This is a genomic window from Micromonospora sp. NPDC049257 (assembly GCF_040678915.1).
GTDB classification, from domain to species: domain Bacteria; phylum Actinomycetota; class Actinomycetes; order Mycobacteriales; family Micromonosporaceae; genus Micromonospora; species Micromonospora antibiotica.
Window position 1 is genome coordinate 425378 of sequence record NZ_JBFAQU010000002.1, and the last position, 26661, is coordinate 452038.

The 26661-nt window shown below is 71.7% G+C and carries 21 protein-coding genes and 1 other RNA gene; 5 read left to right on the top strand and 17 right to left on the bottom strand.

The window, feature by feature from the left end; genetic code table 11:
• Positions 1-234: 234 nt before the first annotated feature.
• Positions 235-657, top strand: a complete 423-nt coding sequence (locus AB0K25_RS05850; protein WP_357535465.1) for a GntR family transcriptional regulator — start codon at positions 235-237, stop codon at positions 655-657.
• 233 nt (positions 658-890) lie between these two features.
• Here AB0K25_RS05850 and AB0K25_RS05855 read toward each other — a convergent pair whose 3' ends face one another.
• Complete coding sequence (locus AB0K25_RS05855; RefSeq protein WP_357535468.1) at positions 891-2387, bottom strand: Fic family protein; 1497 nt, start codon at positions 2385-2387, stop codon at positions 891-893.
• A gap of 797 nt (positions 2388-3184) precedes the next feature.
• Positions 3185-3603, bottom strand: an RNA gene (gene rnpB / locus AB0K25_RS05860) — RNase P RNA component class A.
• A 136-nt stretch (positions 3604-3739) separates the two neighbouring features.
• Between rnpB and AB0K25_RS05865 the strand changes: the two genes are divergently transcribed.
• Positions 3740-4501 (top strand): sulfite exporter TauE/SafE family protein, encoded by a 762-nt coding sequence (locus AB0K25_RS05865; protein ID WP_357014313.1) that lies wholly within the window; start codon positions 3740-3742, stop codon positions 4499-4501.
• 16 nt (positions 4502-4517) lie between these two features.
• On the opposite strand, the gene AB0K25_RS05870 is transcribed toward AB0K25_RS05865, so the two are convergent.
• The gene (locus AB0K25_RS05870) at positions 4518-5741 is read right to left on the bottom strand and encodes an MFS transporter (protein WP_219464086.1); all 1224 of its coding nucleotides are present in this window, start codon (positions 5739-5741) and stop codon (positions 4518-4520) included.
• Positions 5742-5810: 69 nt separating this feature from the next.
• On the opposite strand from AB0K25_RS05870, the gene AB0K25_RS05875 reads away from it, so the two are divergent.
• A complete protein-coding gene (locus tag AB0K25_RS05875; RefSeq protein ID WP_357535471.1) occupies positions 5811-6290 on the top strand; it encodes a MarR family transcriptional regulator in 480 nt (159 codons plus the stop codon).
• A 289-nt stretch (positions 6291-6579) separates the two neighbouring features.
• Here the strand turns inward: AB0K25_RS05875 and mctP are convergent, their stop codons facing one another.
• The 7 genes from mctP to AB0K25_RS05910 form a co-directional block, all read right to left on the bottom strand.
• Positions 6580-8235, bottom strand: coding sequence for a monocarboxylate uptake permease MctP (mctP, locus tag AB0K25_RS05880; RefSeq protein ID WP_357535473.1), 1656 nt, complete (start codon positions 8233-8235; stop codon positions 6580-6582).
• Positions 8236-8413: 178 nt separating this feature from the next.
• Positions 8414-8656, bottom strand: coding sequence for a DUF3311 domain-containing protein (locus tag AB0K25_RS05885; RefSeq protein ID WP_219464089.1), 243 nt, complete (start codon positions 8654-8656; stop codon positions 8414-8416).
• A gap of 251 nt (positions 8657-8907) precedes the next feature.
• Entirely contained in the window at positions 8908-10143 is a 1236-nt protein-coding gene (locus tag AB0K25_RS05890; RefSeq protein ID WP_363818725.1) for a bifunctional RNase H/acid phosphatase, read from the bottom strand.
• A 4-nt stretch (positions 10144-10147) separates the two neighbouring features.
• Positions 10148-10885: a C4-type zinc ribbon domain-containing protein gene (locus AB0K25_RS05895; protein WP_219464091.1), complete on the bottom strand. Its 738-nt coding sequence runs from the start codon at positions 10883-10885 to the stop codon at positions 10148-10150.
• A complete protein-coding gene (locus AB0K25_RS05900) occupies positions 10882-11748 on the bottom strand; it encodes a Nif3-like dinuclear metal center hexameric protein (RefSeq protein WP_219464092.1) in 867 nt (288 codons plus the stop codon). Before AB0K25_RS05900 ends, AB0K25_RS05895 begins: the two co-directional genes overlap by 4 nt.
• A 55-nt stretch (positions 11749-11803) precedes the next feature.
• Complete coding sequence (locus tag AB0K25_RS05905; protein ID WP_208568793.1) at positions 11804-12385, bottom strand: flavoprotein; 582 nt, start codon at positions 12383-12385, stop codon at positions 11804-11806.
• Positions 12386-12401: 16 nt separating this feature from the next.
• Complete coding sequence (locus AB0K25_RS05910; RefSeq protein WP_219464093.1) at positions 12402-13628, bottom strand: helix-turn-helix domain-containing protein; 1227 nt, start codon at positions 13626-13628, stop codon at positions 12402-12404.
• Between the two features lie 251 nt (positions 13629-13879).
• On the opposite strand from AB0K25_RS05910, the gene AB0K25_RS05915 reads away from it, so the two are divergent.
• Positions 13880-14551 (top strand): bifunctional DNA primase/polymerase, encoded by a 672-nt coding sequence (locus tag AB0K25_RS05915; protein ID WP_208568795.1) that lies wholly within the window; start codon positions 13880-13882, stop codon positions 14549-14551.
• A gap of 461 nt (positions 14552-15012) precedes the next feature.
• Here AB0K25_RS05915 and AB0K25_RS05920 read toward each other — a convergent pair whose 3' ends face one another.
• From AB0K25_RS05920 to AB0K25_RS05940, 5 genes are read right to left on the bottom strand one after another with little or no spacing between them, the layout of a single operon-like run.
• A complete protein-coding gene (locus tag AB0K25_RS05920; RefSeq protein WP_219470256.1) occupies positions 15013-15735 on the bottom strand; it encodes an FAD:protein FMN transferase in 723 nt (240 codons plus the stop codon).
• 47 nt (positions 15736-15782) lie between these two features.
• Positions 15783-16361, bottom strand: a complete 579-nt coding sequence (locus AB0K25_RS05925) for an FMN-binding protein (RefSeq protein WP_219464094.1) — start codon at positions 16359-16361, stop codon at positions 15783-15785.
• Between the two features lie 13 nt (positions 16362-16374).
• Complete coding sequence (locus AB0K25_RS05930) at positions 16375-17796, bottom strand: ferric reductase-like transmembrane domain-containing protein (RefSeq protein WP_363818732.1); 1422 nt, start codon at positions 17794-17796, stop codon at positions 16375-16377.
• Complete coding sequence (locus AB0K25_RS05935) at positions 17793-19160, bottom strand: DUF1501 domain-containing protein (protein ID WP_308290869.1); 1368 nt, start codon at positions 19158-19160, stop codon at positions 17793-17795. Before AB0K25_RS05935 ends, AB0K25_RS05930 begins: the two co-directional genes overlap by 4 nt.
• A gap of 44 nt (positions 19161-19204) precedes the next feature.
• Positions 19205-21181, bottom strand: a complete 1977-nt coding sequence (locus tag AB0K25_RS05940) for a DUF1800 domain-containing protein (RefSeq protein WP_363818735.1) — start codon at positions 21179-21181, stop codon at positions 19205-19207.
• A 639-nt stretch (positions 21182-21820) separates the two neighbouring features.
• On the opposite strand from AB0K25_RS05940, the gene AB0K25_RS05945 reads away from it, so the two are divergent.
• Positions 21821-22078 carry a DUF3040 domain-containing protein gene (locus AB0K25_RS05945; protein WP_219464100.1) on the top strand — a complete coding sequence of 86 codons (258 nt, stop codon included), beginning with the start codon at positions 21821-21823 and terminating at the stop codon, positions 22076-22078.
• A gap of 117 nt (positions 22079-22195) precedes the next feature.
• Here AB0K25_RS05945 and AB0K25_RS05950 read toward each other — a convergent pair whose 3' ends face one another.
• Both AB0K25_RS05950 and AB0K25_RS05955 read right to left on the bottom strand, forming a co-directional pair.
• Entirely contained in the window at positions 22196-23230 is a 1035-nt protein-coding gene (locus AB0K25_RS05950; RefSeq protein ID WP_308290870.1) for an SWIM zinc finger family protein, read from the bottom strand.
• A 98-nt stretch (positions 23231-23328) separates the two neighbouring features.
• Positions 23329-26634, bottom strand: a complete 3306-nt coding sequence (locus tag AB0K25_RS05955) for a DEAD/DEAH box helicase (protein ID WP_363818740.1) — start codon at positions 26632-26634, stop codon at positions 23329-23331.
• Between the last annotated feature and the right edge of the window lie 27 nt (positions 26635-26661).

The following is a 26661-nucleotide window of genomic DNA, read 5'->3' on the forward strand; positions in this document are numbered from 1 at the left end:
CGCCGGACGGGTCGGGTATCACCGAGCCAACTTGTCTACGCGGCTACCGCAACCGGTCCCACAGGGACGCCGCGCATAGGTGCGGCCAGGGCCGACACCGCGACCACCCCTGACACGAGCCGTCACCCCGGCCGCACACCAGGAAACGTATCTACAAGTGGACGAGTTGTCTAGACGTCGAAACACGTCGCTTGCTTGGCACTTGGTACAACAAGTGCCAGGTACGGTGAACAGGTGCCCACCCCGCACTACGGCCAACCCCGCTACCGCACCATCGCCGACGAGCTCAGAAAGCGCATCGAGAGTGGTGCCATCCCGCCCGGAGCCCTCTTGCCGACCGAGAGTGCACTTACCGCTGAGTTCCGGGCAGCGCGCGGCACAGTTCGTCAGGCTATAGCCGCATTGCGCGAGGTTGACTTGGTGGTCACCGATCACGGGCGCGGGACATACGCCGCACCCCACCGAAACGCGCCAGAGCGGGACGGGTGTTTTGAGACGGAAACGGAACAGCGCCAGGTTTTTGCGGACGCAGAACTAGCAGCTCTTTTCGCTGTCGATGTGGGCACGGCACTCTTGGAACACCAAAGCCTCACTCGAACAAACGGAGTCGTCGGAACAGTCGTCAGAACCTACCGACTGCTCCAGGAGAAGAGCTAGAGCAGTTCACGCACGCTGGCTCTAGGATCGCGGGGATTCGTCGATGGGTCGCGATCTGGGGGTGAATGCCTGAGCCGCCCCGCCTGCCATCGACCCAAGCAAGTCGAGCAGACCACCGCCCAATCCACCAACGCTCGTGGGAGCCGTCAAAGTCCGATTGACGTGGTGGCCGGGCAGCTGCCAGATCCCCAGGAGGGCGGGCCGATGACAGCCGGGTCAGCAACGATCAAGTTCTATGTTTCATCATGGCCCAACTGTCGCAGCACTTGGCGGAGCTCATAGATAACACTTTGCACCATGGCCGCCATGAGGCCATCCACAAAAAGGTCGACTCGGGTTTCCGCGCCTGTCCCGACTGAGGGATAGACATCCTCGAACCTTAATGAAACGTCAGGCAGGTTCGAAAACCTGCTGCTACGATACTCGCCTGTGCGGCCGACAAGAATGAACGTAAAGCGAGAATCTAAGCGTTTAGCGTAACCCACCCCAAACGCCACCGATAGTGACACCTCGGCAGGTCTTTGCAGGTGGAGATCGACTTCTCGACTGAATACCTCATTGAAGTCGTCGGGGAACCCAAGGAAGCTTGGAATCGTCTCACCCTGAAAACGAGGGGACTCCATTTCGGCTTTCAGCCCAGCATCGCTAGGCAGGCTTCGCAGCCTTTGCCGCACCTCACTCTCAACGTACCTACCCAGCTCGATTCCCACCTTGCGGGCGCTGCCAATTGTCAACGTCGAGCGGGCAGCAACAAGAGATTGCAGCTGAACTATACTCGCAGCGAATGGCAGCGTCTGTGCACCGGTAGCCTCTTGCTGAGCGCGACCAAGGGTGTCTATCATTCGGTCCACAATATACGAAACGAACAGCCGGGTGTCACCTTTGTCTGCAGCCTCAAGAGCCTGAAAATACGCCTGCTTGCGATCCCCATAAACTATCAGCGGAAGCCCGCAAAGCTGATAACAATAGACAGAGCTAAGCGCTCTACACACCCTGCCATTACCATCAACGAATGGATGAATCTTCGCTACGGAATGGTGCACGTACGCCGCCCTGATTAGCTCATGGGCCGATGTGAATTCAACGGTCTGCATCTGCTCAATGAGACGACGCATCTCCGGACTGGTATCAATCGGAGGTGCGTATTCGGCATAGCTACCGTCCCTTAAATAGCGGAAGTTCGACGTGGTCTTGTATTCACCCTTTGGGAGGGGGCGATCAATCTGCCTCTGCTCCCCATTAAGGAGTGCGGTCGCCTTGTAGGTATCCTGCGCGCGACACAGAATGGCGTGCAGCTCCCGGATATCCGCCTCCGTGATCGGCGTATCCGTGTCAGCCCACTTACGAACCGCCTGGTAGGCACCAATCTGGGAATCAAACAGGCCAATTCCTCGCGGCGGGAGAGCTGATTCCCATCCTTCCGACTCCTCGGCAATCGTACGTGTAGCCCCTGGAGCGAGTTCGTAGAGGCCCTCAACCGCGCCGGTTTCTGCCGCCGCCTCACGGTCTAGCTTTCTTTGAGTCCCATGCAATATCTGTGGTGGCCAAAGTGCAGCTCGGCTCACGAAGTCATCATAGGCCGCCTCCCAGTCCGTCAAGTCGAAATGAGGACTAGACCAATCCGCGAAGTCGACGATGGGCTGGTAAGGGGCATCTAAGCTGTCAGCAGGAAGCCGCTGCTGAGGAAGTTGATGGATCGCGCCGGCCGGGGCGCTGCCCTCGTCAGTCATACCTCCATCCTTCCAGGTCTTTACATACCTAGCGTGACCCGCCGACACCTGGCTATTGTGAGGATTCCTCTCGTTCTCTGCTGTTGCGCGGAACCAGGCAAGGGCCATGACGTCGTAGGTGCCCGGACAGCAACGGTGCCGTCTGGCAGCAGATTGATGAGCCCTGGCGTGGGTGGCCTTCCGAGCGTTCAGCCCCGGCGCACAGAGCTTTGTAAGCGATTTATCGCTTCTGCGTACCCGCTACCACGCACCCTGCACTGCTGCTGAATTGTTCTGTTTTGGATCAAGGCACCGCGCTCCGCGCGGTGCGGGGCGGCAAGCCCGGCCGGCGGCAAGCCGCCCCGGACGCCTACGGCACCGGGGCGGTAAGCCGCCGACAGCCGCCGGGACACCGCCCCACCAACCAGAGGGACCAGGTTCAGCGAGGCCGTGACGGAAGCCGGCGGGTCGGCCTGGTCGCGTGGTCGGGGCTTCCGGCTGCCGCACCAGTCCAACCCCGGGACTGGCTTGCCACCGGGTATCCGGGTCACGCCAGCAGCTCGACCGCCAGGACGTACCCAGCCCCATCCCGCAGGCCCTCCGCCGTCGACGAGGACCAGGCCGCCACCGAGCCCTCAGCAGGCCACCGCAGAACGGGTCCAACTGATCCGAGAGTCAAGGATTCCTGGGCCGTCTCTGGGCCGTCTGGGCCGTCACCGGGCCGTCAAATGCCACCTAACGATGACCAAGGACGACCATCGACGCCCGAACATAGAACCAGCTCAGAGCCTTGATCACGGCTCTGAGCTGGTGGGCGACGGACGAGTCGACCTGTACGCCGGATTCTGTGCGCGGCGCGTACCCCTTGCGGGGCCCGCACCGGCGGCGGCCATCCATCTCGGCCTACCGTCGCCGGCAGGCTCCTGCGGCCTACCCGCAGACATCGGGCGGGCAGCCCTCAAGCGTCTGCGCCGGGTCGTCAGCTTGCGGTGACGGCCCTTGCTTGGCCTTGCTCCGGGTGGGGTTTACCTAGCCACCCCGGTCACCCGGGGTGCTGGTGGGCTCTTACCCCACCGTTTCACCCTTACCGTCCCCGAGTGGGGTCGGCGGTCTGTTTTCTGTGGCACTGTCCCGCGGGTCGCCCCGGGTTGCCGTTAACAACCACCCTGCCCTGTGGAGTCCGGACGTTCCTCGGCGGCGGGCCGCAGCCCGCCGACGCGACCGCCCGGTCGACTCGTCCGTCGCGTCCCCATCCTAACGGCGCGGCGTCCCGCGCCCATCTCACCCCGGGCCGGGGCGTAACAAACCCGAAAATGGTACGCGGTCGACGCGGTGGAGGGGCTCTGATCAGGGCGTACTAGCCTCTGGGCACCATGGACCTCTCCGATGCCGTACTGCTGATCATCGCCGGTCTCGCCGCGGGCACGGTGAACGCGGCGGCCGGCGGTGGTTCCCTGATCACCTTTCCGGCGATGATCGCGGTGGGCATTCCGCCCGTGGCGGCGAACGTCAGCAACTCGGTGTCGGTCTTTCCCGGTTATGCGGCGAGTGTGGCGGGCAGCCGGATGGATCTGCCGCACCGGCGGACGCTGTGGCCGTTGCTGCCGACGGCGGTGCTCGGCACGGGGGTCGGCTGTCTGCTCCTACTGGCCACCCCGGCGCGGGCGTTCGACCTGGTGGTGCCGTTCCTGGTGCTCGGGGCCACGGCGGTGTTGGCGTTCCAGGGGCCGCTGCGCCGGCTGGTCGGTCATCCGGCCGAGTTGGGCCCGCGCCGCCGTACCCTCACGGTGCAGGCGATGGTCGCGGTCGGCACGGTGTACGGCGGCTATTTCGGCGCGGCGCTCGGGGTGATGTTGGTGGCCGGCCTGGCCCTGGTGCTCGATGCGACGCTGGCCCGGGTGTCGGCGGTGAAGAACCTGCTGTCGGCCGTGGTGGGGTTGACCACGCTTGTGGTGTTCGCCCTGTTCGGGCCGGTCAACTGGGCGGCGGTCGCGGTGGTCGCGCCGGCCACGATGCTCGGCGGGTACGTGGGGGCGCGGGTGACCCGCCGGTTGCCGCCGGTGGTGCTCCGGACGCTGATCGTCTGCTTCGGTACGGCGATCGGTCTCTACCTGCTCTGGCGGGCGCTGGGCTGAGCAGCCCCGGGGCCGTTCAGTAGGCCTCCCCGACGGGTTCGTGCTCGGCCTGCCGGGCGGCCCGGTTCCAGTGGGACCAGCGCAGCCGTTCGCCGTAGCCGGCGGCCATCAGGTGGGCGAAGGTCAGGTAGACGAGCAGGCCGACGGCGAGCACCCCGGCGCCGACCCAGAACGGCAGCGTCAGGCTGTGCTCGGCGAGCTTGCCGGCCAGGATCGGCGCGGGTGCGGCGGCACCCCAGCGGACCAGGTTGAACGCGCCGGTGGCGACCCGGCGGTCGGCGGAGCCGAGGCCGAGGGCCAGGTCGGTGAGGTTGGCGTTGGCCAGGCCCATGCACAGGCCGGCGACGACGAGCACCACGAGCGACTCGGCGGTGCCGGCCGAGGTGGCGAAGAGGACCATGCAGGCCAGCAGGCCCACGAGGGCCACCCCGACGGTCTGCACCGCGCCGATCCGGTGGGCGAGCCGGTGGCCGATGAGCAGGATGCCGGCGGCCAGGCCGAGGCCCCAGCCGGTGAAGGCGAGGCCGAGGGGAATGACGTCGAGGCCGAGGAAGAGCGGCGTGTAGCCGAGCACCACGAAGAAGACGAAGTTGTAGGCGGCGGTGACCACGCAGAGGATGAGGAACGCCGGCCGGCGGTAGGTGGCGAAGATCTGCCCCAGTCGTACGGGCGGCTGCCGGTTGGTCGGCTCACGGAGCTTGCGGGCGGCGACCAGCAGGGCGAACACCATGAACATGCCGCAGACGAAGAACGGCAGTCGCCAGCTGATCTCGCCGAGTAGGCCGCCGATCAGCGGGCCGACGGCGAAGCCGAGGCCGAGTGCGGTCTCGAAGAGGCCGACCACCCATTCCCGGTCGTTGGCGAGGTTGACCAGGACCACCATGGCGGTGGCGAAGAACATCGCGTTGCCCAGCCCCCAGACGCCGCGCAGCACCGACAGTTGCACGATGTCGTTGCTGAACGAGGCGGCGATGGCGGCCAGCCCGACCACCGAGACGCCGGTGACGAGCACCGGTTTGAAGCCGAAGCGTCCGCTGGCCAGGGTCGCCGGGATCATCCCGACCGCCATCACCGCGATGTACGCCGTGAAGAGCAGCTCGACCTGCCAGGCGGTGACCCCGATCGCGGTGCCGATGGCGGGCAGGATGGGGTCCACCACGGCGATACCGGCGATGGCGAGGAAGGCCACCAGCGTGGTGGCGTAGATGGCACTGCGGTGGGGCTCGGTTCGCCGGTCCACTCCGCCTCCTGTCGGGCCGAAGCCACAGATAGCTGTATCATACAGTTAATTCTGTTGTATCATACAGCTATGAGCGACGACCAGGCGAAGCGAACGGAGTCGGACGAGGCCACCCTCGGCCGGATCGAGACCGAGGTCGCCCTGTTGATGCGGCTGGGCGAGGCCACCCGCCGGGCCACCGGCAGCGCCGAGCACCGGGTCCTCGACCGGGCGGCGTACGTGATCCTGCGCCACCTGGACACCACCGGCCCGCAGAACGTCTCGGCGCTGGCCGCCCGGCTAAACCTCGACGGCTCCACGGTCACCCGCCAGGTGTCGGCGCTGCAACGCGACGGCCTGATCGCCCGCGCCCCCGACCCGGTCGACGGCCGGGGCACGGTGATCTCTCCCACCCCCGCCGGCCTGCACCGGATGGCCGCCGTCCGGGCCGCCCGGACCCGGCTCTACGGCGACATCCTGGCCGACTGGACCCCCACCGACCGCGACACCCTGGCCACCCTCCTGACCCGCCTCAACCAGGCCCTGGACACCCGCACCCGCCGCCCCTAACCCCACCCCCACCCGCCCCCCCTCCACCCCCCGCCCGCCCCCGCCCCGCTCCCCGCCCACCCCCGTTGATCAAGAGGTTTGCGTCAACTTGAAGATCGAACTTGACGCAAACCTCTTGATCACCAGCCCCAGCCGGCCGACCCGGGGCACGGTGACCGGGCCGGTCGCGTGATCAAGAGGTTTGCGTCAGTTCTTGGTCGGATGTTGACGTAAAGCTCTTGATCAACAGGGGCAGGCGGGGGGGCGAGGCGGGGAGGCGGGGGCGAGGCAGGGAGGCGGGGAGGCGGGGTTAGGCGATTGGTTCGCGGGCCGGGTCGGTGGCGCGGGCGGGGTCGGGGGTGACGCGGGGGTCGCCCTCGTCGGCGAAGTAGTCGTCGGGGGTGGTGCCGTCCACTCCCTCGGCCACCTTCGCCGCCCGCAGTGCCAGCGTGACCAGCGCCGCCACCACCAGGTTCACCAGCACGGCCACGATGCCGACATAGATCGTCTTCTTGGTGTCGAAGCCGAAGTCGGACAGCGGGAACGCCGACCCGCCGAAGTGCGCGCGCTTCGACGCCGGGTTGGGGATCTGGTAGAGCATCCACATGCCCAACCCCATGCCGGCCGCCCAGCCGGCGATCAGCGCGCCCCGGTGGAACCAGCGGGTGTAGAGGCCCAGCGCCACCGCCGGCAGCGTCTGCAGGATGATCACACCGCCGATGAGCTGGAGGTCGATGGAGAACTGCGGGTCGAGGAAGACGATGCAGGCTACCGCGCCGACCTTGACCACCAGCGAGGTGATCTTCGAGACGTTCGCCTCCTGGGCCGGGCTGGCGTCCCGCTTCAGGTACTCCTTGTAGATGTTGCGGGTGAACAGGTTCGCCGCCGCGATCGACATGATCGCCGCCGGCACCAGCGCGCCGATGCCGATCGCCGCGTACGCCACCCCGGCGAACCAGTCCGGGAACTGCTGGTCGAACAGCACCGGCACCACCGTGTTGCTGTCGACGGTGCCCTCCTTCGCCCCGGGCAGCGGCTTCACCCCGGCCGCGATGGCCATGAAACCGAGCAGCGCGATCAGGCCGAGCAGCAGGCTGTACGCCGGCAACGCCGACATGTTCCGCTTGATCACGTCCCGGTTCCGGCTGGCCAGCACGCCGGTGATGCTGTGCGGATAGAGGAACAGCGCCAGCGCCGAACCGAACGCCAGGGTGACGTACTGGAGCTGGTTGTTGGCGTTGAGCAGGATGCCGTCGTTCGGATTGGGTGAGGCGGCGAACTTCGCGTCCGCCGCGTCGAAGATCGAACCCCAACCCCCCAGCTTGTACGGCAGGTAGATCACCGCCACCAGGATGACGATGTAGATCAGGGTGTCCTTGACGAACGCGATCAGCGCCGGAGCACGCAGCCCCGACTGGTAGGTGTAGGCGGCCAGGATCGCGAAGGCGATGATGATCGGCAGGTGCCGCGCCACCGCGCTGTCCCCGGTGACCCCCATCGTCTTGAGCACCGCCTCGATGCCCACCAACTGCAACGCGATGTACGGCATGGTCGCGACGATGCCGGTGATCGCGATCAGCAGCGCCAGCACCGGCGAGTCGAACCGGCGGCGGACGAAGTCGGCCGGCGTGACGAAGCCGTGCCGGTGCGACACCGACCAGAGTCGGCAGAGCACCAGGAACACCAGCGGATAGATGACGATCGTGTACGGCACGGCGAAGAACCCGGCCGCGCCCGCCCCGAACATCAGCGCCGGCACCGCCACGAACGTATACGCCGTGTAGAGGTCACCGCCGACCAGGAACCAGGTGATCCAGCCGCCGAAGCTGCGCCCGCCCAGCCCCCACTCGTCGAGGTGGGCCATGTCCTTCGGCGCCCGCCACCGGGCCGCCACGAAACCCATGCCGCTGACCAGCAGGAACAGCGCCGAGAAGACGATGATCTCGGTCAAGTGATCGCGCCACATCAGAGCACCCCCTCCGTTCGCGACTGCGGGGCTCGCAAACCCGGCTCACTCCTCGCGCTCACCGAGCCACCTTCCGTTCGCGACTGCGGGGCTCGCAAACCCGGCTCACTCCTCGCGCTCACCGGACCCTCTTCCGTTCGCGACTGCGGGGCTCGCAAACCCGGCTCACTCCTCGCGCTCACCGGTGCCCCCGCTTCTTGGTCATCTGGTAGACCAGCGTGGTGGTGGCCACGCCGAGCAGGATCCAGACCAGTTGCAGCCAGTAGAAGCGCGGAAAGCCGAACAACCGGGGCGAGTCCGCATTGAAGAACATCGGGATCAGCGGTACCACGATCGGGATGAAGAGCAACCAGTTCCAGGGGCTGTGGTCCTTCGCCCTGGACGACGCCGCACGCGGCGTCTCCGGTTCGGCAGCGGTCATCTGACCCACCTCCGGTAGTCGTGCCGGCCAGTAACGGCCGGACGCTACGACCCGGTGAACCCGATCACGTTCAATCGGCGCGCGACGATGCGCTCAACGGCCGCCCGGCTGCGCCGAACGGCGCGACGCACGGGCCGACACATCGACCCACGACGAACGATGCGGCGACTCACGACGAACCGGGAAACGACGAACCGGGAAACGACGAACCGGCCCGGGACGTCCCGGGCCGGCCGACGGACTATCCGTGATCAGCGGGTCGGGAGGTGGGCGGTGTCGTTGACGGAGCGGACGGCGACGCCCCCGTCGGGCCACATGTCGAGCACCGAGATGCCGGCCGCGTCCAGGTAGAGCCGGTGCAGGATGGCGTCGCCGGCCGCGAGGGCGTCGCGCAACGCCAGCTTGATCGGCGAGACGTGCGAGACGACCACCACGGTCTCCCCGGGGTACGCCTCCCGCAGCGCCACCATCGCCCGGTCGACCCGCTGCCCGACCTCGGTGAACGACTCACCGCCCGGCGGGGCCACCCGGGTGGAGGCGAGCCAGGCGTCCAGTTCGCCCGGCCACCGGTCGCGTACCTCGGCGAAGGTGTGGCCGTCCCAGTCGCCGAAGTCGCACTCGACCCAGTCGGCCTGCCGACGGACCGGCAGACCGCCGAGCGCCCCGGCTATCGCCTCGGCGGTGGCCGTACACCGGGACAGCGGGGAGCTGAGCACGGCCGCGACGGACGGGGCCAGCGCGGCCACCCGGGTGGCGGTGGCCCGCGCCTGGGCCTGGCCGGACTCGGACAGCGGCACGTCGGCGCGGCCGGCGTAGCGGTGCTGCACGGTCCACTCGGTCTCTCCGTGCCGGACCAGGATCAGCCGGGTGGCGGTGAAGCTCGGCCTCGGCTCCCAGGACGCCTTGGCGGTCGCCGGGTCGGTCCCGGCGCTGCGGGTGGCGGCACGGGCGGCCACCTCGCGGGCCTGCGCCCGGCCCGGCGAGTCGACGCCCGCCACCGACCGGGACGGCTCGTCACCGGGAGACCGGGACGCCTCGCCGCCGGCCGGTACGGCCACCGCGCGGGACGGTTTGCCGACGGCGGCGTCCATCGCCGCGTTCGCCAGGGCATCGGCGTGCCGGTTGCGTTCCCGGGGGATCCAACTGAACCGGACGGTGTCGAAGCGGTCCACCAGGGCGGCGGCCCGCGCGGCGAGCGGACGCAGCCCGGGGTGCTTGATCTGCCACCGGCCGCACATCTGCTCGACGACCAGCTTGGAGTCCATCCGGGCGTCGACCTCGACCGCGCCCAGCTCGGCGGCGGCCTCCAGCCCGGCGATCAGCCCCCGGTACTCGGCGACGTTGTTGGTGGCCGTCCCGATCGCCTCGGCGCGTTCGGCCAGCACCTCGCCGGAGGTCGGGTCCCGGACCACGGCACCGAAACCGGCCGGCCCGGGGTTGCCCCGCGACCCGCCGTCGGCCTCGATGACGACCGCGCGTACCGCCACCGGGCTACAGCCCCGACTCGTTGGTACGCACCATGATCCGCCGGCAGTCCTCGCAGCGGACCACCTCGTCCGGGTCCGAACTGCGGATCCGGGCCAGGTCCGCGCCGGACAGCTCCAGCCGGCAGCCACCGCAACGGCCCGCGGTGAGCAGCGCCGCACCGAGGCCGGTGTCCGCGCGGATCTTGTCGTAGAGGGTGACCAGGTCGGCGGGGAGGTCCGCGGCGAGCGGCTTGCGCGCGCCCTGCTTGAACTCCTCCTCCTTGGCGATGGCGGCGAGGCTCTCGTCGCGGCGCTGCTCGGCGGCGGCCCGCCGGTCCCGGGTCTCGGCGAGCCGGGACTCGATCCCGTCGAGGGTGGCTTGCGCCGTCTCCCGCTGCTCCATCAGCTCCAACTCGGCGTCCTCCAGGTCACCCTGGCGGCGGTTGAGGGAGACCAGCTCGTGCTGGAGCGCCTCCAGCTCGCGGGCCGGCCCGCTGCCGCTGGCCAACCGGGACTCGTCCTTGCTCTTGCGGGCCCGGACCTGGTCGATGTCCTTCTCCAGCCGGGCGATGTCGCGGTCCAGGTCGTCGACGGCGACCTGGGCGCGGACCCGCTCGTCCTCCAGCGCGGACAGCTCCCGGGCCAGGCCCTCCAGTTCGGCCCGTTCGGGCAGCGACCGGCGGCGGTGGGCGAGCTGGGCGAGGGTGGTGTCGATCGCCTGGAGATCGAGCAGGCGGCGCTGGACCTGGGGTTCAGCCTTCACGGTCGGGGCTCCTTGTCGTCCATCGCGGGTGCGGCGGCGTGCACGGTCCACGGGTCGGTGTCCAGATCGGACACCACGGTCTCGACGCCGAAGTCGGCCCGCAGGTGGGCGGCCACGTCGTCCAGCCAGGGTCGTTCGGTCGCCCAGTGCGCGGCCTCCAACAGGGCGGGCCCACCGGCGGCGAGGTGCTCACCGGAGGGGTGGTGCCGCAGGTCGGAGCTGAGGAACGCGTCCACCCCGGCGGCGGACGCGGCAGCCAGGAAACCTTCGCCCGAGCCACCGCTGACCGCGAGGGTACGCACGATACGCCCGGGATCGCCTCCGGCGCGAACCCCCCAGACCGTGGCGGGCAGGACGGCGGCGGCGTGCCGGGTCAGCTCGGCCAACGTCAGCGGGGCGGGCAGCTCGCCGATGCGGCCGATGCCCCGACCACCACCGGCGGACGGGGCACCGGGGGCGGACGGCGCGAGGGGACGCAGGCCGGTCAGCCCGAACCGGGCGGCCAGCGCGTCGGAGACACCCGGCGCGGCGATGTCGGCGTTGGTGTGCGCCACGTAGAGGGCCACCCCGGCGCGGATCAGGTCGTGCACGATCCGCCCCTTCCAGGTGGTCGGGGCGACCGAGGACACACCACGCAGCAGCAACGGATGGTGCGCGACGATCAGGTCGGCCCCGGCGGCGAGGGCCTCGGCGACCGTCTCGGGAACGACGTCCACCGTGCCGTAGACCCGGCGGACCGGGTCGGTGGGCTCACCGAGCACCAGACCGACCCGGTCCCACTCCTCGGCCCAGGCCGGCGGGTAACGCCGGTCCAGCTCGGTGACGACGTCGGCGACGGACGGCGGGGACGCGGTTGTGCTCACGGCCGGTCAGCTTACCGGCGCGCACTGGCGGCCACGCCCACGCCCGTCCGGCGGGTCAGGCGGCCGAGGCGGCCCGGGACCGGTCGGGCAGGGCCGCCACCGCCGCCTCCCACGGGAAGGTGTGCAGGTGCCGTTCCCCCGTGCCGGGCGGGTGCAGCGGGTAGACGTGGTCGCCGAAGAGCACCGTGGCACCCCACTCGCCCAGCCGTTGCAGACCGGCCCGGAACGCCGGGTGCGCGGCCATCGCCGCGTTGGTGAACGGCACCACCACCACCGGCACCCCCCGGCCCTGCCCCTCGACCAGCAGGCCCAGCGCCAGGGTGTCGGTGATCCCGGCCGCCCATTTGTTGACCGTGTTGACGGTCGCCGGGCAGACCACCATCGCGTCCGCCGGGGGCAGCAGATCCGGGTCGCCCGGATTCTTGTAATGGGTACGCACCGGGTGCCCGGTCTGCCGGGCCAGCTCGGCCCGGTCCACGAACTTGGCCCCGTCGGGGGTGGTGACGACGCAGACCTCCCAGCCGTCGTCCTGGGCGAGGCCGACGAGTCGATCGAGGTGACGGGCCAGCGGCGAACCGCAGGCGATGACGTAGAGCACTCCGCGGTGCTCACTGCTCTGGTGGGGGCTGCCGCTCATCCGGCCGCCGCCGTGTTCATACTCCGACTCCCATCTGCTCAGCCAACTCCGCTATCGGCGCGGGCAACGCACCCCGTGTGCGACGCAGCACGTCGGACATCACTTCGTGGGCGATGGGTCGGCAGCGGATCTCGGACGGGGCGAGCCGGTCACCGCGCAGCAGCATCTCCCCCGCCTTGGCGACGTCACCGAGCTGGGCGTAGCCCCGGGCGATGTCGAGCAGGTGGTGGGCCCGGCGTTCGGGCAGCAGCCCGTTGAAGCTCGGCTCGGGGATGCGCTGGTGGATCTCCACGGCCCGCCCGCCGTCGCCCAGCTCCACGGCGGCGGCGGCCCGGTGCAGCTCCAGGTTGGTCGGGCCGAACGAGGTCCAGTAGTGGTTCTCGTCGCCGCCGAGCATCAGGGCCGCCTCGTGGGCCCCGTGCAGCAGGTCCTCGACCGTGTCCGAGTCGCCGAACCGGGCCGCCGCCATCGCGCCCTGCAACAGCAGCATGCCGTAGACGGAGAGCCGGTCCGGCGCGCTGTCGTTCATGCCGCCGGGGGCGAGCCGGTTGGCGATGCTGACGTTCAGCTCCAGGGCGGGCCGGGCCCGGCCCATCGCCACCAGCGCGTTGCAGACCCGGGCGGTGGCGACGCCGGCCAGCAACTGGTCGTCGGCGCGCTGGGCGACCGCCATCGACCGGTCGGCCGCCAACCAGGCCAGCTCGCACTCGCCGAGCTTGCGTAGGACCGAGGAGGCGATCTGGTAGACCTGCCCGAGCAGGTGGGCGGCTTCCTTGCCCTGCTCCCCGCCGTAGCCGGCGTCGGCCGCCTGGGCCTCCCGCAGCAGCTTCGGCAGCGCCCGGGTGAGCATCCCGTAGCGGCCGTACTGGTAGGTGAGCCAGGCGTGCGTGACGGCCTTGCGCATGTCGGACAGCGGCGGCGGGTACGCCACGGCGTCGAAGTAGACGGTCATCGAGGCGTACTGCTCCAGGGCGGCCCGGATCTCCTGCACCTCGACCTGGTCGATGCAGCTGAACGCGTCGCTGCGCCGTTCCGGGTCCTTGCCGAGCAGCAGCTGCACGTCGATCCGGAGGATCACGGCGATCTCGTACAGCACGGAGAACTTGTCCAGCCGGCGGACCCCGCGCTCGACCTTGTCGACCCAGCTCTTGGACTTGCCGAGTCGGTCGGCGAAGACCTGCTGGGACATTTTGCGCCGTCCGCGCCAGTAGGCCACCCGCCGCCCTATCGGAAGCTCGTCCATCTTCTCCCGTTCCTCCCCCTCGTGGGTCGTCCGACCGGGCTCCGGACGACCCGCACTGGGCGCCTCCGATCCGTCCGTCCCAGGTATTCGCTGGTCGCACAGGGTGTACGTCGTTCGTACACCTGCTTTTCGTACCTTCGTGCAAGTTGCATGAGCCGTTCGTCAGGTCAACGATCCCGGATCACGACAGTGACGGCGCTCGACGTGAGGGGTGGCGGGTGACCGGTCGAGGCCAGAGGAGAGCACGGGACATGTGGGGGAACGTCGGGCCACGGGTCGCCCAGCTGTCGCCGATCGAACGGGTCCGGCTGCGCCGGATCGCCGTGCGGTACGCGGTGCACGGCTGGGAGGTGACCCCCGGCGCCTGTTTGGCGCGCAGCCGCTTCGTGTGCGGCCGGGCCGGCTGTCCCACCGTCGGCTGCCATCCCGCGCTGGAGAACTGGGAACGGGGGGCGAGCACCGACCCGGCCCGGGTGGCCACCTGGTGGCGCAGCCGCCCGCACGGGGTGCTGCTGCCCACCGGTCGGGCGTTCGACGTGCTGGAGGTGTCGGCGCACCTGGGCCGCCGGCTGCTCGACGCCGTGCCCGGCCACCCCGCCGGCCCCGGGGCCCGGGGTCCGGTGGTGGTGACCCCGACCGGACGGTGGATGTTCCTGGTCCGCCCCGGTGACCCGCTGCGCCCCGAGCTGGAACACTGCTTCCACGTGGTCCGGCACGGCACCGGCTCGTGGATCCCCGCGCCCCCCACCAGGCTGCCCGAGGGACCGGTGCGCTGGGCGGTCGCCCCCGAGCAGGCCCGCTGGCAGCTGCCCGACTCGTACCTGTTGCAGAACACTTTGATCGGGGCGTTGCGGGCCGACGGGGTGACGCTGACCCCGGAGCTGCTGCCCGGCCAGCTCCCGCTGCCCCGCCGCGGCCACTGACCGCCGGGGCGCGACGGGACGGGCGTCGGCGGGGTCGGGTTCCCGCCAACGTCCCCGCCGACGCCGGACTCGTTGCACACCACGACGGCGCGCACGCGCCACCGGAGCGGGGGTAGGACATGGCCAGGGACGACGAGATGCGGCACACCGGCGGCACCGAACCACCCCACCGGCGACGGCCCCGACACTGGTCGGACACCCGGCCCGCCGGTTCCCGACCCGGCCGCCCCCGGCCGACCGGCTCCCGTCCGGCCGGCACCCACCGCACAGCCCGGTGAACGCCCGCACCGGGCACGCTCGGGTGAGAGCCCACACCGCGCCCGGCCGGGTGAAAATTCGCACCCCACACGGCCCGGTGAACGCCCGCACCCCACACGGCCCGGAGCACCCCGGACTGCGGGCCGCCGACCTGTGCGTCGGCGCGCGTCGTCCACCGACCTGGTGACACTCGGCACGGGCGGTCAGTCGGCCAGCGGCAGGGCGGTGGAGCGCAGCAGCCGACCGTCGTCGGTGACCACCGCGTGCAGGTGGCCGGGCAGCCGGTCGAGCCAGCCGATCCCGGCCACGCCCATCGCCACCGCCGCCGTGGCGTACGCATCGGCGACGCCCAGGTCCGGGCCGACCACGGTGACCGAGCGCAGCCCCCGGGCCGGGCCGCCCCGCCGGGGATCGACGACGTGGTGGCCCCGCTCGTAGACGCCCGAGGTGGCGACCGCCAGATCGGTGCCGGTGAGCACCAGGCAGGTGGCGTACGCGTCCCAGGGGTGCCGGACGCCGATCCGCCACGGCCGCCCGGACGACGAGTGCCCGCGTACCCGGACGTCACCGCCGGCGTTGAGGCAGTGGTCGACCGCCCCGGCGGCCACCAGCCGGTCAGAGGCGACCTGCGCCGCCCAGCCCTTCACGTAACCGGAGGGGTCCAGCCGCCCGGTGGCGTACGCGTCGAAGAAGCCGTCGGTGTCGCCCCACAGGTCGGCGCAGCGGGCCAGCACCGCCCGCAGGTCCGCCGACGCCCCGGACAGCGGCAACTCCCCCCGGTCGACGCGGCGCACCTCGCTGTCCTCGGCGTAGGTGGTGAACCGGGCGTCGACCTCGCGCAGCCAGTGGAACGTGTCGTCGGCCAACTCGCGCAGGATGGCGGCGGGCAGGTCGTCGGCGAGGTCCAGGCTGATCGCCGTACCCATCACCTGCTCGACCCGGCGCAGGCCGGGCCGGGTCACCGGCGCGGTCATCAGCGCACCTGGTCGAGGGCGGCCTGCAACGACTGCCGGTAACCGTTGCTGGTGGCGGTCGCCTGGGAGACGGTGTCCAGGTTGGCGTCCTGCTGGCGTACCACGGTGCCGGAGGTGCCGCTGTAGGTGTCGTCGACCCGGTTGCTGCGCAGGTCGGACTGGCCGCCCTGGGGCAGTTCCAGGGCCACCGCGTTGACGATCTTCGTGCCGGTGACGGTGATCTGCACCTGCACGTTGCCGAACTCCGTGACGACCACCGGCCCGGTGACCTTGCGGGTGGTCGACTTCGGCGCGGCGGCGCTGGTCCTCGGGGCGGCCGGGGTGCTGCGTGGGCCGGCTCCGGTGCCGGTCCGGCCCGCCCCCGGGGTGCGGGCCGCGGTGGTGTCGGGTCGGCCGGTCGGTCGGGGTTTCGCGGCGGCCCGCTCCGGAGCCGCGCCGGGTGTGGCCGCAGTGGTGCCGCCCGGCGCACCGGCCGGCAGGTCCTGGGCGACCTGGCGGGCGTCCGGTGCGCCCTTGAGCACCACCAGGGCGGTGGTGCCGGCGGCCAGCCCGGTGATCGCGAGCAGCGCGCGACGCATGTCAGGTGCCTTCCTACAGCTCGAACGGGGCGAGGTGGATCTGCCGGCGGGGCACACCGGCCTGGCGGAGCACCCGCATCGACGACTCGACCAGCCCCTCCGGCCCGCACAGGTACACGTCGCGGCGGATCAGGTCGGGCACCAGCCGGCGCAGCCCGTCCGGGCTCATCACCTGGCGGGGGCCGGGGTCGTCCCGGGAGCCGATGACATACCAGACCGACGTCTGCCGGGCCTCGGCCAACCAGTCCAGCTCGTGGTGCAGCAGCACGTCGGCCGGGGTGCGGGCCCGGTAGATCAGGGCCGCGCCGGGTGGCAACTCCTCAAGCATCGCCCGCAGCGGTCCGATGCCGCTGCCACCGGCGATCAGCAGAGCCCGGTCCCGGGTCCGGTGCGCGGCGGTGAACGTGCCGGACGGGCCCTCCACCCAGACCCGGGTGCCGGGGTCGAGGTCGCGCAGGTCGGCGGTGTGCCCGCCGACCACCTTGACGGTCAGCCGCAGCCAGCGGCCGTTCGCGGCGGCGGAGAGCGAGAACGGGTGTGACTGCCACCAGCAGCCCCGGGTCAGGAACCGCCAGCGCAGGTACTGCCCGCCGAGCAGGTCGAGTTGCTGGAGCCGACGACCGGTCAGATAGAGCGACACCGTGTCGGGGCTCTCCGCCACCACGTCGGCCACCCGCAGCCGGTGCCGCAGGTTGAGCAGCAGCGGCGCGACCAGCCGGCCCCACACCAGGGCGGCGGCGACCAGCAGGTAGCCGGTGATCCAGCCGGTGCGTACCGGGCCGGGTGGGAAGAGCTGCGCACCGTTGCTGAACTGGTGGCCGAAACCGAGCAGCAGCGCCAGGTAGCTGGTCAGGTGCAGGTGGTACCAGAGTTCGTAGGGCACCGCCCGGCGGACCGCCCGGATGCCGGTGCAGCCGACCAGCACCAGGATGCCGGCCGCGACGAACGCGGACACCATGTCGTCGAAGTCACGCAGCAGCACCCCCACCTGGGCGGTGACCGGGTTGCCCTGGGTGCGCGCGTAGCCGACCACCAGCAGCGACAGGTGGGCCAGCACCGCCACCAGCAGCGTCGCGCCCAGGTCCCGGTGCACCCGGGACAGCCGCTCGCCGCCGACCCCGCGTTCCAGCACCCCGAGCCGGCTCATCATCAGCACCTGCACCAGCAGCAGGTAGCCGGCGACCAGGCCGGTGACCCGACCGGCGGCGGTGAGCACGTCGGCGGTGCCGGCCAACGAACCGGCCGGGGTGTCGAGCCACCACGGCAGCACCGCGGCCACCAGGCCCACCCAGAACAGCCCGGACACCACCCGCCGACCGGCCGACCCCCGTCGTGGCAGGGCGGGCGGCGGGCGTACGGACGCAGCCGACCGGCCGCCGGACCGGGACGGTTCCCCGGTGCGACGGCCGGCGGCGTGCATGTCCTGATAGGTCACGCGTAGAGCTTCATCGGGGTGTACTTCTTCCTCGGGAAGATCTTGTCGACCTGGGCGGTGGTCAGCCCGAACCGGCCCTGCGCCACCGCACCGTAGACGTCGAACATGTTGTTGTACTCAGGTACGTCTCCCGAGTCCAGATCGCTCAATCCGTCCCACCTGCCGAGCAGCGAGCCGGCGAGCCGACGCCCGGACAGGATGGTGACCACCCCGCCGTGGCCGTGGTCGGTGCCGCCGCCGTTGGAGGCGACCCGACGGCCGAACTCGCTGGACACCATGATCGTGACGTCGGCGGCCCGGTCGCCCAGGTCGGTGAAGAACGCCGCCATCGCGCCGGCCAGTTCGCCGAGCCGACGGTGCAGCTGACCGCCGGGGCGGGTGCCCTGGTTCTCGTGGGTGTCGTAGCCGCCCATCCCGACCGTGGCGACCCGGACGTTCGCCCCGCCCTTGATCAGCTGGGCGAGCTGCTGGAAGGCGTACCCGACGCCCTGGTAGGTCACGCCCTCCGCCGGCTGGTACGGCTTGGCGGCGAGCTGCTGGGCGGTCGCCAACGCACCCATCCCCTCGATCACCGCCTCCTCGACGGGGTGGTTGATCCCGGTGAACAGGCCCCGGATCGCCTTCTCGGTGGCCGCCCGGTAGCGGTCGTCGCCGTTGAGCCGCAGCGAGCCGACGCTGTTGAGCGACAACGCGCCGTTGGTGCCGACCAGCGAGCGGGGCAGCGTGCTGCCGATGCCGACGCTGCGGAACGCGGTGCCCTTGCCGAGGGCGTCGACGAGGCTGTCCAGCCAGCCCCGGCCACCGGTCTCGCTGGGCAGACCGCCCAGGTTGCAGGCGTCGGCGGCCTGGAAGTGGCTGCGCGACAACCGCTCGTCGGAGACCGCCGGGACGAACCCGAGCTGACCGGCCCTGAGCCACTTCTCCAACGGGGCGAACGCGCTGGTCAGCGTGAAGCCCCGGCCCAGGGCCAGCGAGTCGCCGCCGAGCAGCAGGTCGGGGCGGGCCCTGGCGAGCACCGGGTCGTCGGCGGGGGCGACCAGGCTGAGCCCGTCGAGCCCGCCGTAGAGGAAGACGTGGATCAGGGTGCCGGTCCTCGTCGCCGCGAACGAGGCGGAGGTGGTGACGAACTGGGCGGTGGCCAGCGTGGTGGCGGTGGCGGCGGCCCCGGCGACGAACGTCCGCCGGGTCACCCCGCGCCCGTCCTGCTGGGCCTCCTCCAGGTCCTCCAGCCGGCGGTAGCGGTCGGCCTCGGCGGCGTTCTCGGCGGCGACGACGTCGGCCTCGGCCCGCAGCAGCGCCTCGGTCGGGTCGTCGGCGAGGCGGCGCAGGTCGGGGCACTCGGGGTGCAGGGGGAACGCGGGCACGGTCTTCTCCCTCGGGTGCGTCACCGGCTTGTCCATCGTCTGCCTCACCGCAGGTGGTGCTGGGGGGACGCGAGGATCGCCCGCGCGACGGCGGCGATCGCCCCGTTGAACGTGGCGTCGACCCGTGCGGTGGCGGACACCCCGGCCACCCCGAGGATCAGGGTGCGCTCCCGCGCCGACAGCTTCTGGTGCACCAGCCGCAGGGCCAACGCGTCCACGTACGCCCCGGCGGTCGGCGGCGGCTTCGCCACCAGCTTCTCCGGCCGGGTGTACGTGAACTGGGTGCGACGGCCGGCGATCAGCTCCGCGGCCTCGTTCCAGCCGTTGACCATCGTGCCGGCCGACGTCCAGGCGACGTAGACGTCCGGGTAGCCGTCGGGGGTGGGTTGGCCCATCGGGTACTGGCCCAGCTCGCGCAGCTTGTCGTGGATCTGGCGCAGCCCCTGGGCGAAGGCGGTGCGTTTGCTGTCGCCCTGCCGGAAGCCCGGCCCGGCCTGCGGCCCGACGCCCAGCGTCCGGTACGTGGCGACCAGGTACTCCATCGGTCGGCGCACCTTCTGCCCGACCGCCGCCCAGAACTCCGACGAGCTGAACAGCGACATCAGCAGCGGCTTCACCGAGCCCCTGTTGACCGTGTAGATGTTGGCGAGCCGGTCCACCAGGGACTTCGGCGGGGTGTCCGAGACGAACCGGGTGGCCAGGCTGCGGGCCACGTACCTGGCGGTCGACGGGTGCAGCGCGAGGTACGTGAGGTACGCGTCGATGACCTGGTCGGCCTTCTTCGGGTCGGTCGAGTCGTTGGGGTGGCTGAAGCCGAGGATCTTCACCTTGCCCCGGTAGTGCCGCTCGGGACGGAAGACGTACCGCCCGTCGTCGACGCCCCGGCCGGTCTGCAGCAGGGCGGCCTGCCGGACGTCCTTCTCGGTGTAGCCGCCGTCGACCCCGACCGAGTACAGCTCCAGGTTCTCCCGGGCCAGGTTCTCGTTGACCGCGTCGGCCCGGGAGTCGTTCTGGTTGAGGTAGAGCAGCAACGCCGGGTGCCTGTTCGCCGCCACCAGCATGTCCGGATAGCTGCCCATGGCGTGCTTGCGGACCACGTCCCGATCGAACGAGTTCCGGTACGCCTCACCGCCGTCGAAGTCCGCCGCGACGTGCAGGAAGTCGTTCCAGAAGTCGACCATCACCTCGTACAGCTGCCGTTCCGACCAGATCTGCCGGGCCAGCGTCCCGTCGACCATCTCCCGCTCCGGCTGCGCGCCCCGCGCGTTGAGCTGTTCCCGCTGGTCGCGTAGCTGCTGGCTGGTCAGTTTGAGGGTGGGCAGCTCGGCGAGCTTCAGCTCGGCGGCGCTCGGCGCGATCTTCTCCGGGTCGAGCTGCTGGCGTACCCAGGCGTCGATGCCCATCCGCCTGATGTCGGCGAGCACCTTCGGGGTGGCCCCGAAGGTGGCCCGGCCGGCCAGGTGCCGCACCGGGTCCTTGGCCAGCACGGTCTGCACCGTCACCCGGGTCTGCGCCGCCGCGTCGGCCGGGCCGGAGAAGGTACGCCCCCCGCTGGGCGAGTTCTTCTTCAGCGCCGCACCGGCCCGGGAGCCCATGTAGCTCTCGTTCTGCTCGGTGTAGGTGCGTACCGTGCTGGGCTGCTGGCCGCTCGGGCGGGCCGGGGTGCCGTCGGTGGCGGTGACGCCGGTGGCGTCCCCGGCGGCGTCGTCGCCGAACAGGCCGCGCACCTGGGGGCTCATCGCCAGCGCCGCGCCGCCGGCCACCACGGCGGCGGTGCCGCCCAGCGCGACCAGTGCGCGCCGCCGGCCGACCCGGTCGCGGGCGTCGCCGTCGTCGTCCAGGTGCGGTAGTCCGGTGCCGGCCGGCTGGTGGAACGCCTGCCGACCCAACCCCTCGGGCCCCACCCACTGTGGTCCCCGGGACACCGGCGGGGGTCCGGCGGTCGGCTCGCCGTAGGGTGCGCCGGAACGCCTCTCGTCGGTGGCGTGCGGTCGGCGCGGTGGCACCTTCTGGTCGGCCATGTACCGGTCCCGTTTTCTTTCGATGCGTCGTACCACTGCGGCCGGGGGCGGGCAGGGGTGCGGCGGCGGCTGCCGGAGGAGTCGTTGCGGGGAAGGTAGCCAAGGGTTGCGGCGCCTTCAAGGCGGGTCGCGGCGGCCCCGGCGGGCACTTAAGCCGCAGCTCAGCACCCCGATCAGCCGGGCTGCCACACCCCGGTCGGCCGGCGGCGTCCCCAGCAGGGACGACGTGTCCGTCGGCAGCCCTGCCGTCACGACGCAGCGGTACGCGTCACCGCATCCGACGTTCACCGGCACAGCGAAACTTAAGCCACCGGTAAGCCTGGGCGAAGAGTCACCGCACGCCCCCGCAGCCCGGTTTCACCCGGCCCGCCCACCCTCAGGCCGGGCCGGGCCACCCGCAGCCTCGCCGCGCCCGTCCGCCAGCCGGGCCCGGTGTCGGCCGGTCTGTCGCGGTGCCGTCGACCGCTCTGCGTCGTTCGGTCGGCCGGGTGCGCCTTCGGTCGGCCTGTCCCCTTCGGCTGGTGGGTGGGACCGAAAGTAGCAGCAGCAGGAGGGCGTGACCCGCAGCCGGAGCGGGTAAGCCGCCGAACCGCTGACAAGCCGCCGAACCGCTGACAGCCGTGAGGGGAAGGCACCGCCATGCTCAGCAAAGAGGATCAGCGCAGATTCGAACAGATCACCCGGCAGCTCCGGGAGAGCGACCCGAAGTTCTTCGCGAGACTCGACCATCGGATCCGGGCCCGGCGCGGACGCTGGCTGATGTTGCTGACCGTCATCCTGTGGGCGTCGCTGCCCGCGATGACCGTCGTGGCCGGACGGACGGCCGGTGCCGCGTGCGTCGTGCTCGTGGCAGCCAACACCGGCCTGATGTGGCATTTCCGGCACCGCTGGCGTTGACCCGCGTCATGGTCGACACCAGGGTGGCGATGGTGCGGGGTCGACGCGACGGGGACACCCCGACATCGCCCCACTGGTGTCGACCATGAACCGTCACGGGTCGGGGCGGACCACTGGTCAGGACGGGCCGAGGGCCTGGTAGGCCCGGCGCAGGCGTTCCAGCAGGCCGGGGCCGCCGATCGTCGCAGCGGGCGAGCCGAGTTGCCGCAGCAGCAGTTCCGGACCGGTGGCCAGGATGGGCGGCCGGTCCGGCAACGGCACCGGCGGCAGCCAGAACCGGTCCACCGCCTCGGTGAGCGGCGCGTCGGGCAGGTCGGCGAGCACCCGGGCCGCCCCCGCCACAGCGCTCGGTGGCCCGGATGCCACCCCTTCCACCACCGACGACCCGGGCCCCGACGTCCGATCGGGCGTACCGGCGTCCGGCCCACCGTCCGGTACGCGCGACACCGGAACACCGGCCGGCCCGCTCGCCGATCCGACACCCTGCCGCCCGGCGGCAGGGTCGACGACGGCGGGCGGAGACGACCCGACCGCCCCGGCAGGCAGCGGCCGGCCGACCGCCTCGGCGCGCAGGGAGCGGAGCCGGCCCAGCAGGGCGTCGCGACTGCGGCCCCGCCAGTGCAACAGTTGGAACGGGTCGGCGTCGAACGCCTCGGCGAGCAGATAGAACGTCGCCGCGAGATGCTTGCACGGCACCGCGAAGTCGGGGCACCCGCAGCGTTGGGTCAGCTCCCCCACCGAGTCGGGGAACAACGGCGCACCGGCACCGGCGAACAGCTCCTCCAACTCGGCCGGTAGGTCACCGGCGAGCAGCCGGGCGCTGAAGAACGCCTGACCGGCAAGCTCGCGTTCGACCCGGGCCCAGAGCGCCTCCGGAAACGGCGGCAGGGTGATGACCACCGGGTAGGGCCGGGGGCGGGAACCCTGCACACTCGCCTCGACCCGCCCGGGTGACACGTCGAGCCGGAGCACCTGCCCCCGGCGGGCGTACGCCCGGCCCCGGGTGAGTCGAGTGCCGAGCGCGAACGACTCCAGCACCTCCAGGAACCGCCGGGACCACCAGGAGACCCCGATCGCCCCCCGGGTGCTGCGCGCCCGCAATCCGCCGTCGACCCGACGCGGCGGGCCGAAGTCGGCGAACGCGCCCCCCACCCCGGAGCCCTCCGCCGCCGGACCAGTCGGCCCCGACCCGACCGGGTCAGGATCAGCCGTGCCGGGGCCGTCGGCGGGGGGTCCGGCACGCCGGGGGGTCATTCGACCACCGCCCCGGCGTCCAGCGTGAACAGTTCCCGCAGCTGCCCGGTGGACAGCTCGGTGACCCACTGTTCGCCGCTGCCCACGACCGATGCGGCCAGGGCCCGCTTGTCGGCGATCATCGCGGCCACCTTCTCCTCGACGGTGCCGGCACACACGAACTTGCGGACCTGTACCCGTCGCCGTTGGCCGATCCGGAACGCCCGGTCGGTGGCCTGGTCCTCCACCGCCGGGTTCCACCACCGGTCGACGTGTACGACGTGGTTGGCGGCGGTCAGGGTGAGCCCGGTACCGCCGGCCTTGAGGGAGAGTACGAACAGGGCCGGTCCGTCCGGGGACTGGAAGCGGGTGACCAGGTCGTCCCGGTCGGCCTTGCCCACCCCGCCGTGCAGGTAGAGCACCTCGCGACCGAAGCGGGCCGACAGGTGGCCGCGCAGCAGCGCGCCGAACTCGGCGTACTGGGTGAACAGCAGGGCTTTCTCGCCGGCCGCGAGCACCTCGTCGACGATCTCCTCCAACCGTTGCAGTTTGCCCGAGCGGGCGGCCAGCGGTGAACCGTCGCGCAGCAGTTGGGCGGGGTGGTTGCAGACCTGTTTGAGCCGGGTCATGGTGGCCAGCACCAGGCCCCGCCGTTCCATCCCGTCGCTGGACTCGATCTTCGCGAGCATCTCGTCGACGATCGCCCGGTAGAGCGACGCCTGCTCGGCGGTGAGGTTGCAGACCACCTCCATCTCCAGCTTCTCCGGCAGGTCGGAGATGATCGAGGAGTCGGTCTTGAGCCGGCGCAGCACGAACGGGCCGGTGATCCGGCGCAGCCGGGCCGCCGCGTCGGCGTCCCCGTGCCGCTCGATCGGCACCGCGTAGGACTGTCGGAAGCTGCTGGCCGGGCCGAGCAGGCCGGGGTTGGCGAACTGCATGATCGACCAGAGGTCGGCCAGCCGGTTCTCCACCGGCGTACCGGTGACGGCGACCCGGTGCCGGGCGGGCAGCGCCCGGACCGCCTCGGCCTGCCGGGTGGCGGCGTTCTTGATCGCCTGGGCCTCGTCGACAACCAGCCGGTGCCAGCCCACCGACGCCAACGCGACCGCGTCCCGGGCCGCCACCGAGTACGTGGTGAGCACCAGGTCGGCGGCGTGCACCGCAGCTTCGAACTCCGCTCCCCGGGCCCGGTCCGCGCCGTGGTGCACGTGCACCCGCAACCCGGGGGTGAACCGGGCCGCCTCCCGCTGCCAGTTGCCGACCAGCGACATCGGGCACACCAGCAGGGTCGGCCCGGCGTCCGGTCGGTCCCCGGCGAGCAGGGCGAGCAGCTGCACGGTTTTGCCCAACCCCATGTCGTCGGCGAGCACCCCGCCGAGCCCCAACGACTGGAGGAAGGCCAGCCAGGCCAACCCGCGCCGCTGGTAGGGCCGCAGGGTTCCCTGAAAGGTGGGCGGCGGGTCCAGCGGGACGAGCCGCCGTTCGGCCTGCCCGGCCAGCAGGTCACCGAGCGGCCCGTCGGCGGTCACCTGAAGCACCGGCAGCGCCTCCGGGTCGTCCGCCCCGGTCAGACCCATCTTGAGCAGGTCGGCGACGGTCAGCTCGCCGGGGGAACGCAGCAGCCGCAGGCCGGCGGCCAGCCGCTTCGGGTCCAGCTCCACCCACCGGCCCCGCAGCCGCACCAGCGGGGTCTTCATCGCGGCCAGGGCGGCCAACTCGTCGGCGTCGACCGTCTCGTCACCGAGCGCCACCTCCCATCGGTAGTCGACGAGCGCGTCCAGCCCGAGCCCCCCGGAGGTGGCGGCGACGGTGCCCGGGGCGGTCCGGCTGCTGGCCCGCAACCGGGTGCCGAGCCGCGCCGACGGCCGCCGCCACCACGACGGCAGCAGCACCCCGAAGCCGGCGGCGTGCAGCACCGGTGCGCCGTCACGCAGGAACCGGTGCGCACCCTCGACGTCCAACTCCAACTGCTCCGGGGTGGGGCTGCGCAACGCCTCGTCCAGCTCCGGCCAGAGCCGCCCGGCCCGGCCCAGCTCGGCCAGCAGGGTCTCCTGCGGGTCGTTCCACCGGCCGGCGAGCGCCGGCAACCGCTCCGGCGTCCGCCAGATGTCACCGGCGGCCACGTGCAGGCCCGGCTCGTCGGCGGCCTGGAGGCCGAACTCGATCCGCCACCGTCCACCCTGCCCGATGACGGTCGACGGGTCGGCCGGCACCACGGTCAGGGTTTCGACGATCTCGTCGTCGGCCGGCTCGACCAGCCGGAAACTGGCCCGGACCGGGCCGCCCACCGCGTCGCGCTGCCAGGCGTCCAGCTCGGTGCGGAGGGTGGCCAACGCGGTGGGCTCGGCGGTGAAACGCCGCTGCGGGCCGGTCAGGGCCGCCAGCCAACCGGCCGTCGCGCCGTCGCGCCGACCGCCCCGGACCAGGTCGGTGTCGGCCAGCACCCGGCGGGCGGCGGCATCCGTGAGCAGGTCCACCGCGTCGGCGACCAGACCTGCCGACCCGACCACGGCAATACCGGACCGCGCGCCCGCCACCGCGTCGGAACCGGACCAGGCCCCGGCCGGCACGTCGACACCGGGTCGGGCCGCCGTGGTGGTGCCGGAACCGGGCGACACCTCCCCGGGTTCGGACCGCAGGCCGGTCGGCCGGCGTGACCCGGAACGGGAGCGGGAAGTGGGCGTGGGGGTGTCGACGGCGGCCCGGGTGGCCGGCGGCAGGGCCAGGGCCAACGACCGGGCCCAGGCGGCGTCCGCGCCGGTGAGCAGGGGTCGCCACACCGCCCATCCGACCGCCGCTCCCGCCGACGGCACCGACCGGCCGCCCGCCCGCCGGCCCGCCGGTGACCGGGGCACCTCCCCCGGCGGGCGGTCGGCCACACCGGGCAGCAACCGGCCGCGGGCCACCAGGTCGGCGGCGAAGTCGGCAAGCTCCGCGAGGTGCCGCAGGCCCGCCCCGACCACGGCGTCGAGCCCGTCGAGGGTACGCAGCAGGGCGAACGCGTCGTCCGGGGCGTACCGGAGGGCGGGGGTCCGCCAGGCGGCGAGGGTGACCGGGCCGCGGACCGGTTCCCCGACGGTGGTCGGGACCAGCTCCGGGGAGTGCAGCGGCGCACCGGCCCGGGTGGGGAGGGTGAGCAGCACGGCGTCGGCCGGGCGGTCACCGAACAACGCGCCCAGGGCGGCCGGTTCGGCGGCGAAGGGGTGGGGGCGTTCGCGCGGGGCCCGGCCGGGGCGGCGCGGCACCTGCGTCGGGCGGGTGGAATCCTCCGCCCACACCGCCAGACCGGCCCCGACCAGCCACACCCCGTGGATGACCAGCACAGTTTCCCCCTCGTCGACGCCCGGGGG

Excerpts from the sequence above, each read along its gene's own strand:
- AB0K25_RS05905 (WP_208568793.1), bottom strand. The coding sequence starts at position 12,385 with ATGAGCGGCAGCCCCCACCAGAGCAGTGAGCACCGCGGAGTGCTCTAC.
- AB0K25_RS05940 (WP_363818735.1), bottom strand. The coding sequence starts at position 21,181 with ATGGCCGACCAGAAGGTGCCACCGCGCCGACCGCACGCCACCGACGAG.
- AB0K25_RS05875 (WP_357535471.1), top strand. The coding sequence starts at position 5,811 with ATGAGCGACGACCAGGCGAAGCGAACGGAGTCGGACGAGGCCACCCTC.
- AB0K25_RS05915 (WP_208568795.1), top strand. The coding sequence starts at position 13,880 with ATGTGGGGGAACGTCGGGCCACGGGTCGCCCAGCTGTCGCCGATCGAA.
- mctP (WP_357535473.1), bottom strand. The coding sequence starts at position 8,235 with ATGTGGCGCGATCACTTGACCGAGATCATCGTCTTCTCGGCGCTGTTC.
- AB0K25_RS05885 (WP_219464089.1), bottom strand. The coding sequence starts at position 8,656 with ATGACCGCTGCCGAACCGGAGACGCCGCGTGCGGCGTCGTCCAGGGCG.
- AB0K25_RS05910 (WP_219464093.1), bottom strand. The coding sequence starts at position 13,628 with ATGGACGAGCTTCCGATAGGGCGGCGGGTGGCCTACTGGCGCGGACGG.
- AB0K25_RS05945 (WP_219464100.1), top strand. The coding sequence starts at position 21,821 with ATGCTCAGCAAAGAGGATCAGCGCAGATTCGAACAGATCACCCGGCAG.
- AB0K25_RS05865 (WP_357014313.1), top strand. The coding sequence starts at position 3,740 with ATGGACCTCTCCGATGCCGTACTGCTGATCATCGCCGGTCTCGCCGCG.
- AB0K25_RS05855 (WP_357535468.1), bottom strand. The coding sequence starts at position 2,387 with ATGACTGACGAGGGCAGCGCCCCGGCCGGCGCGATCCATCAACTTCCT.
- AB0K25_RS05925 (WP_219464094.1), bottom strand. The coding sequence starts at position 16,361 with ATGCGTCGCGCGCTGCTCGCGATCACCGGGCTGGCCGCCGGCACCACC.
- AB0K25_RS05920 (WP_219470256.1), bottom strand. The coding sequence starts at position 15,735 with ATGGGTACGGCGATCAGCCTGGACCTCGCCGACGACCTGCCCGCCGCC.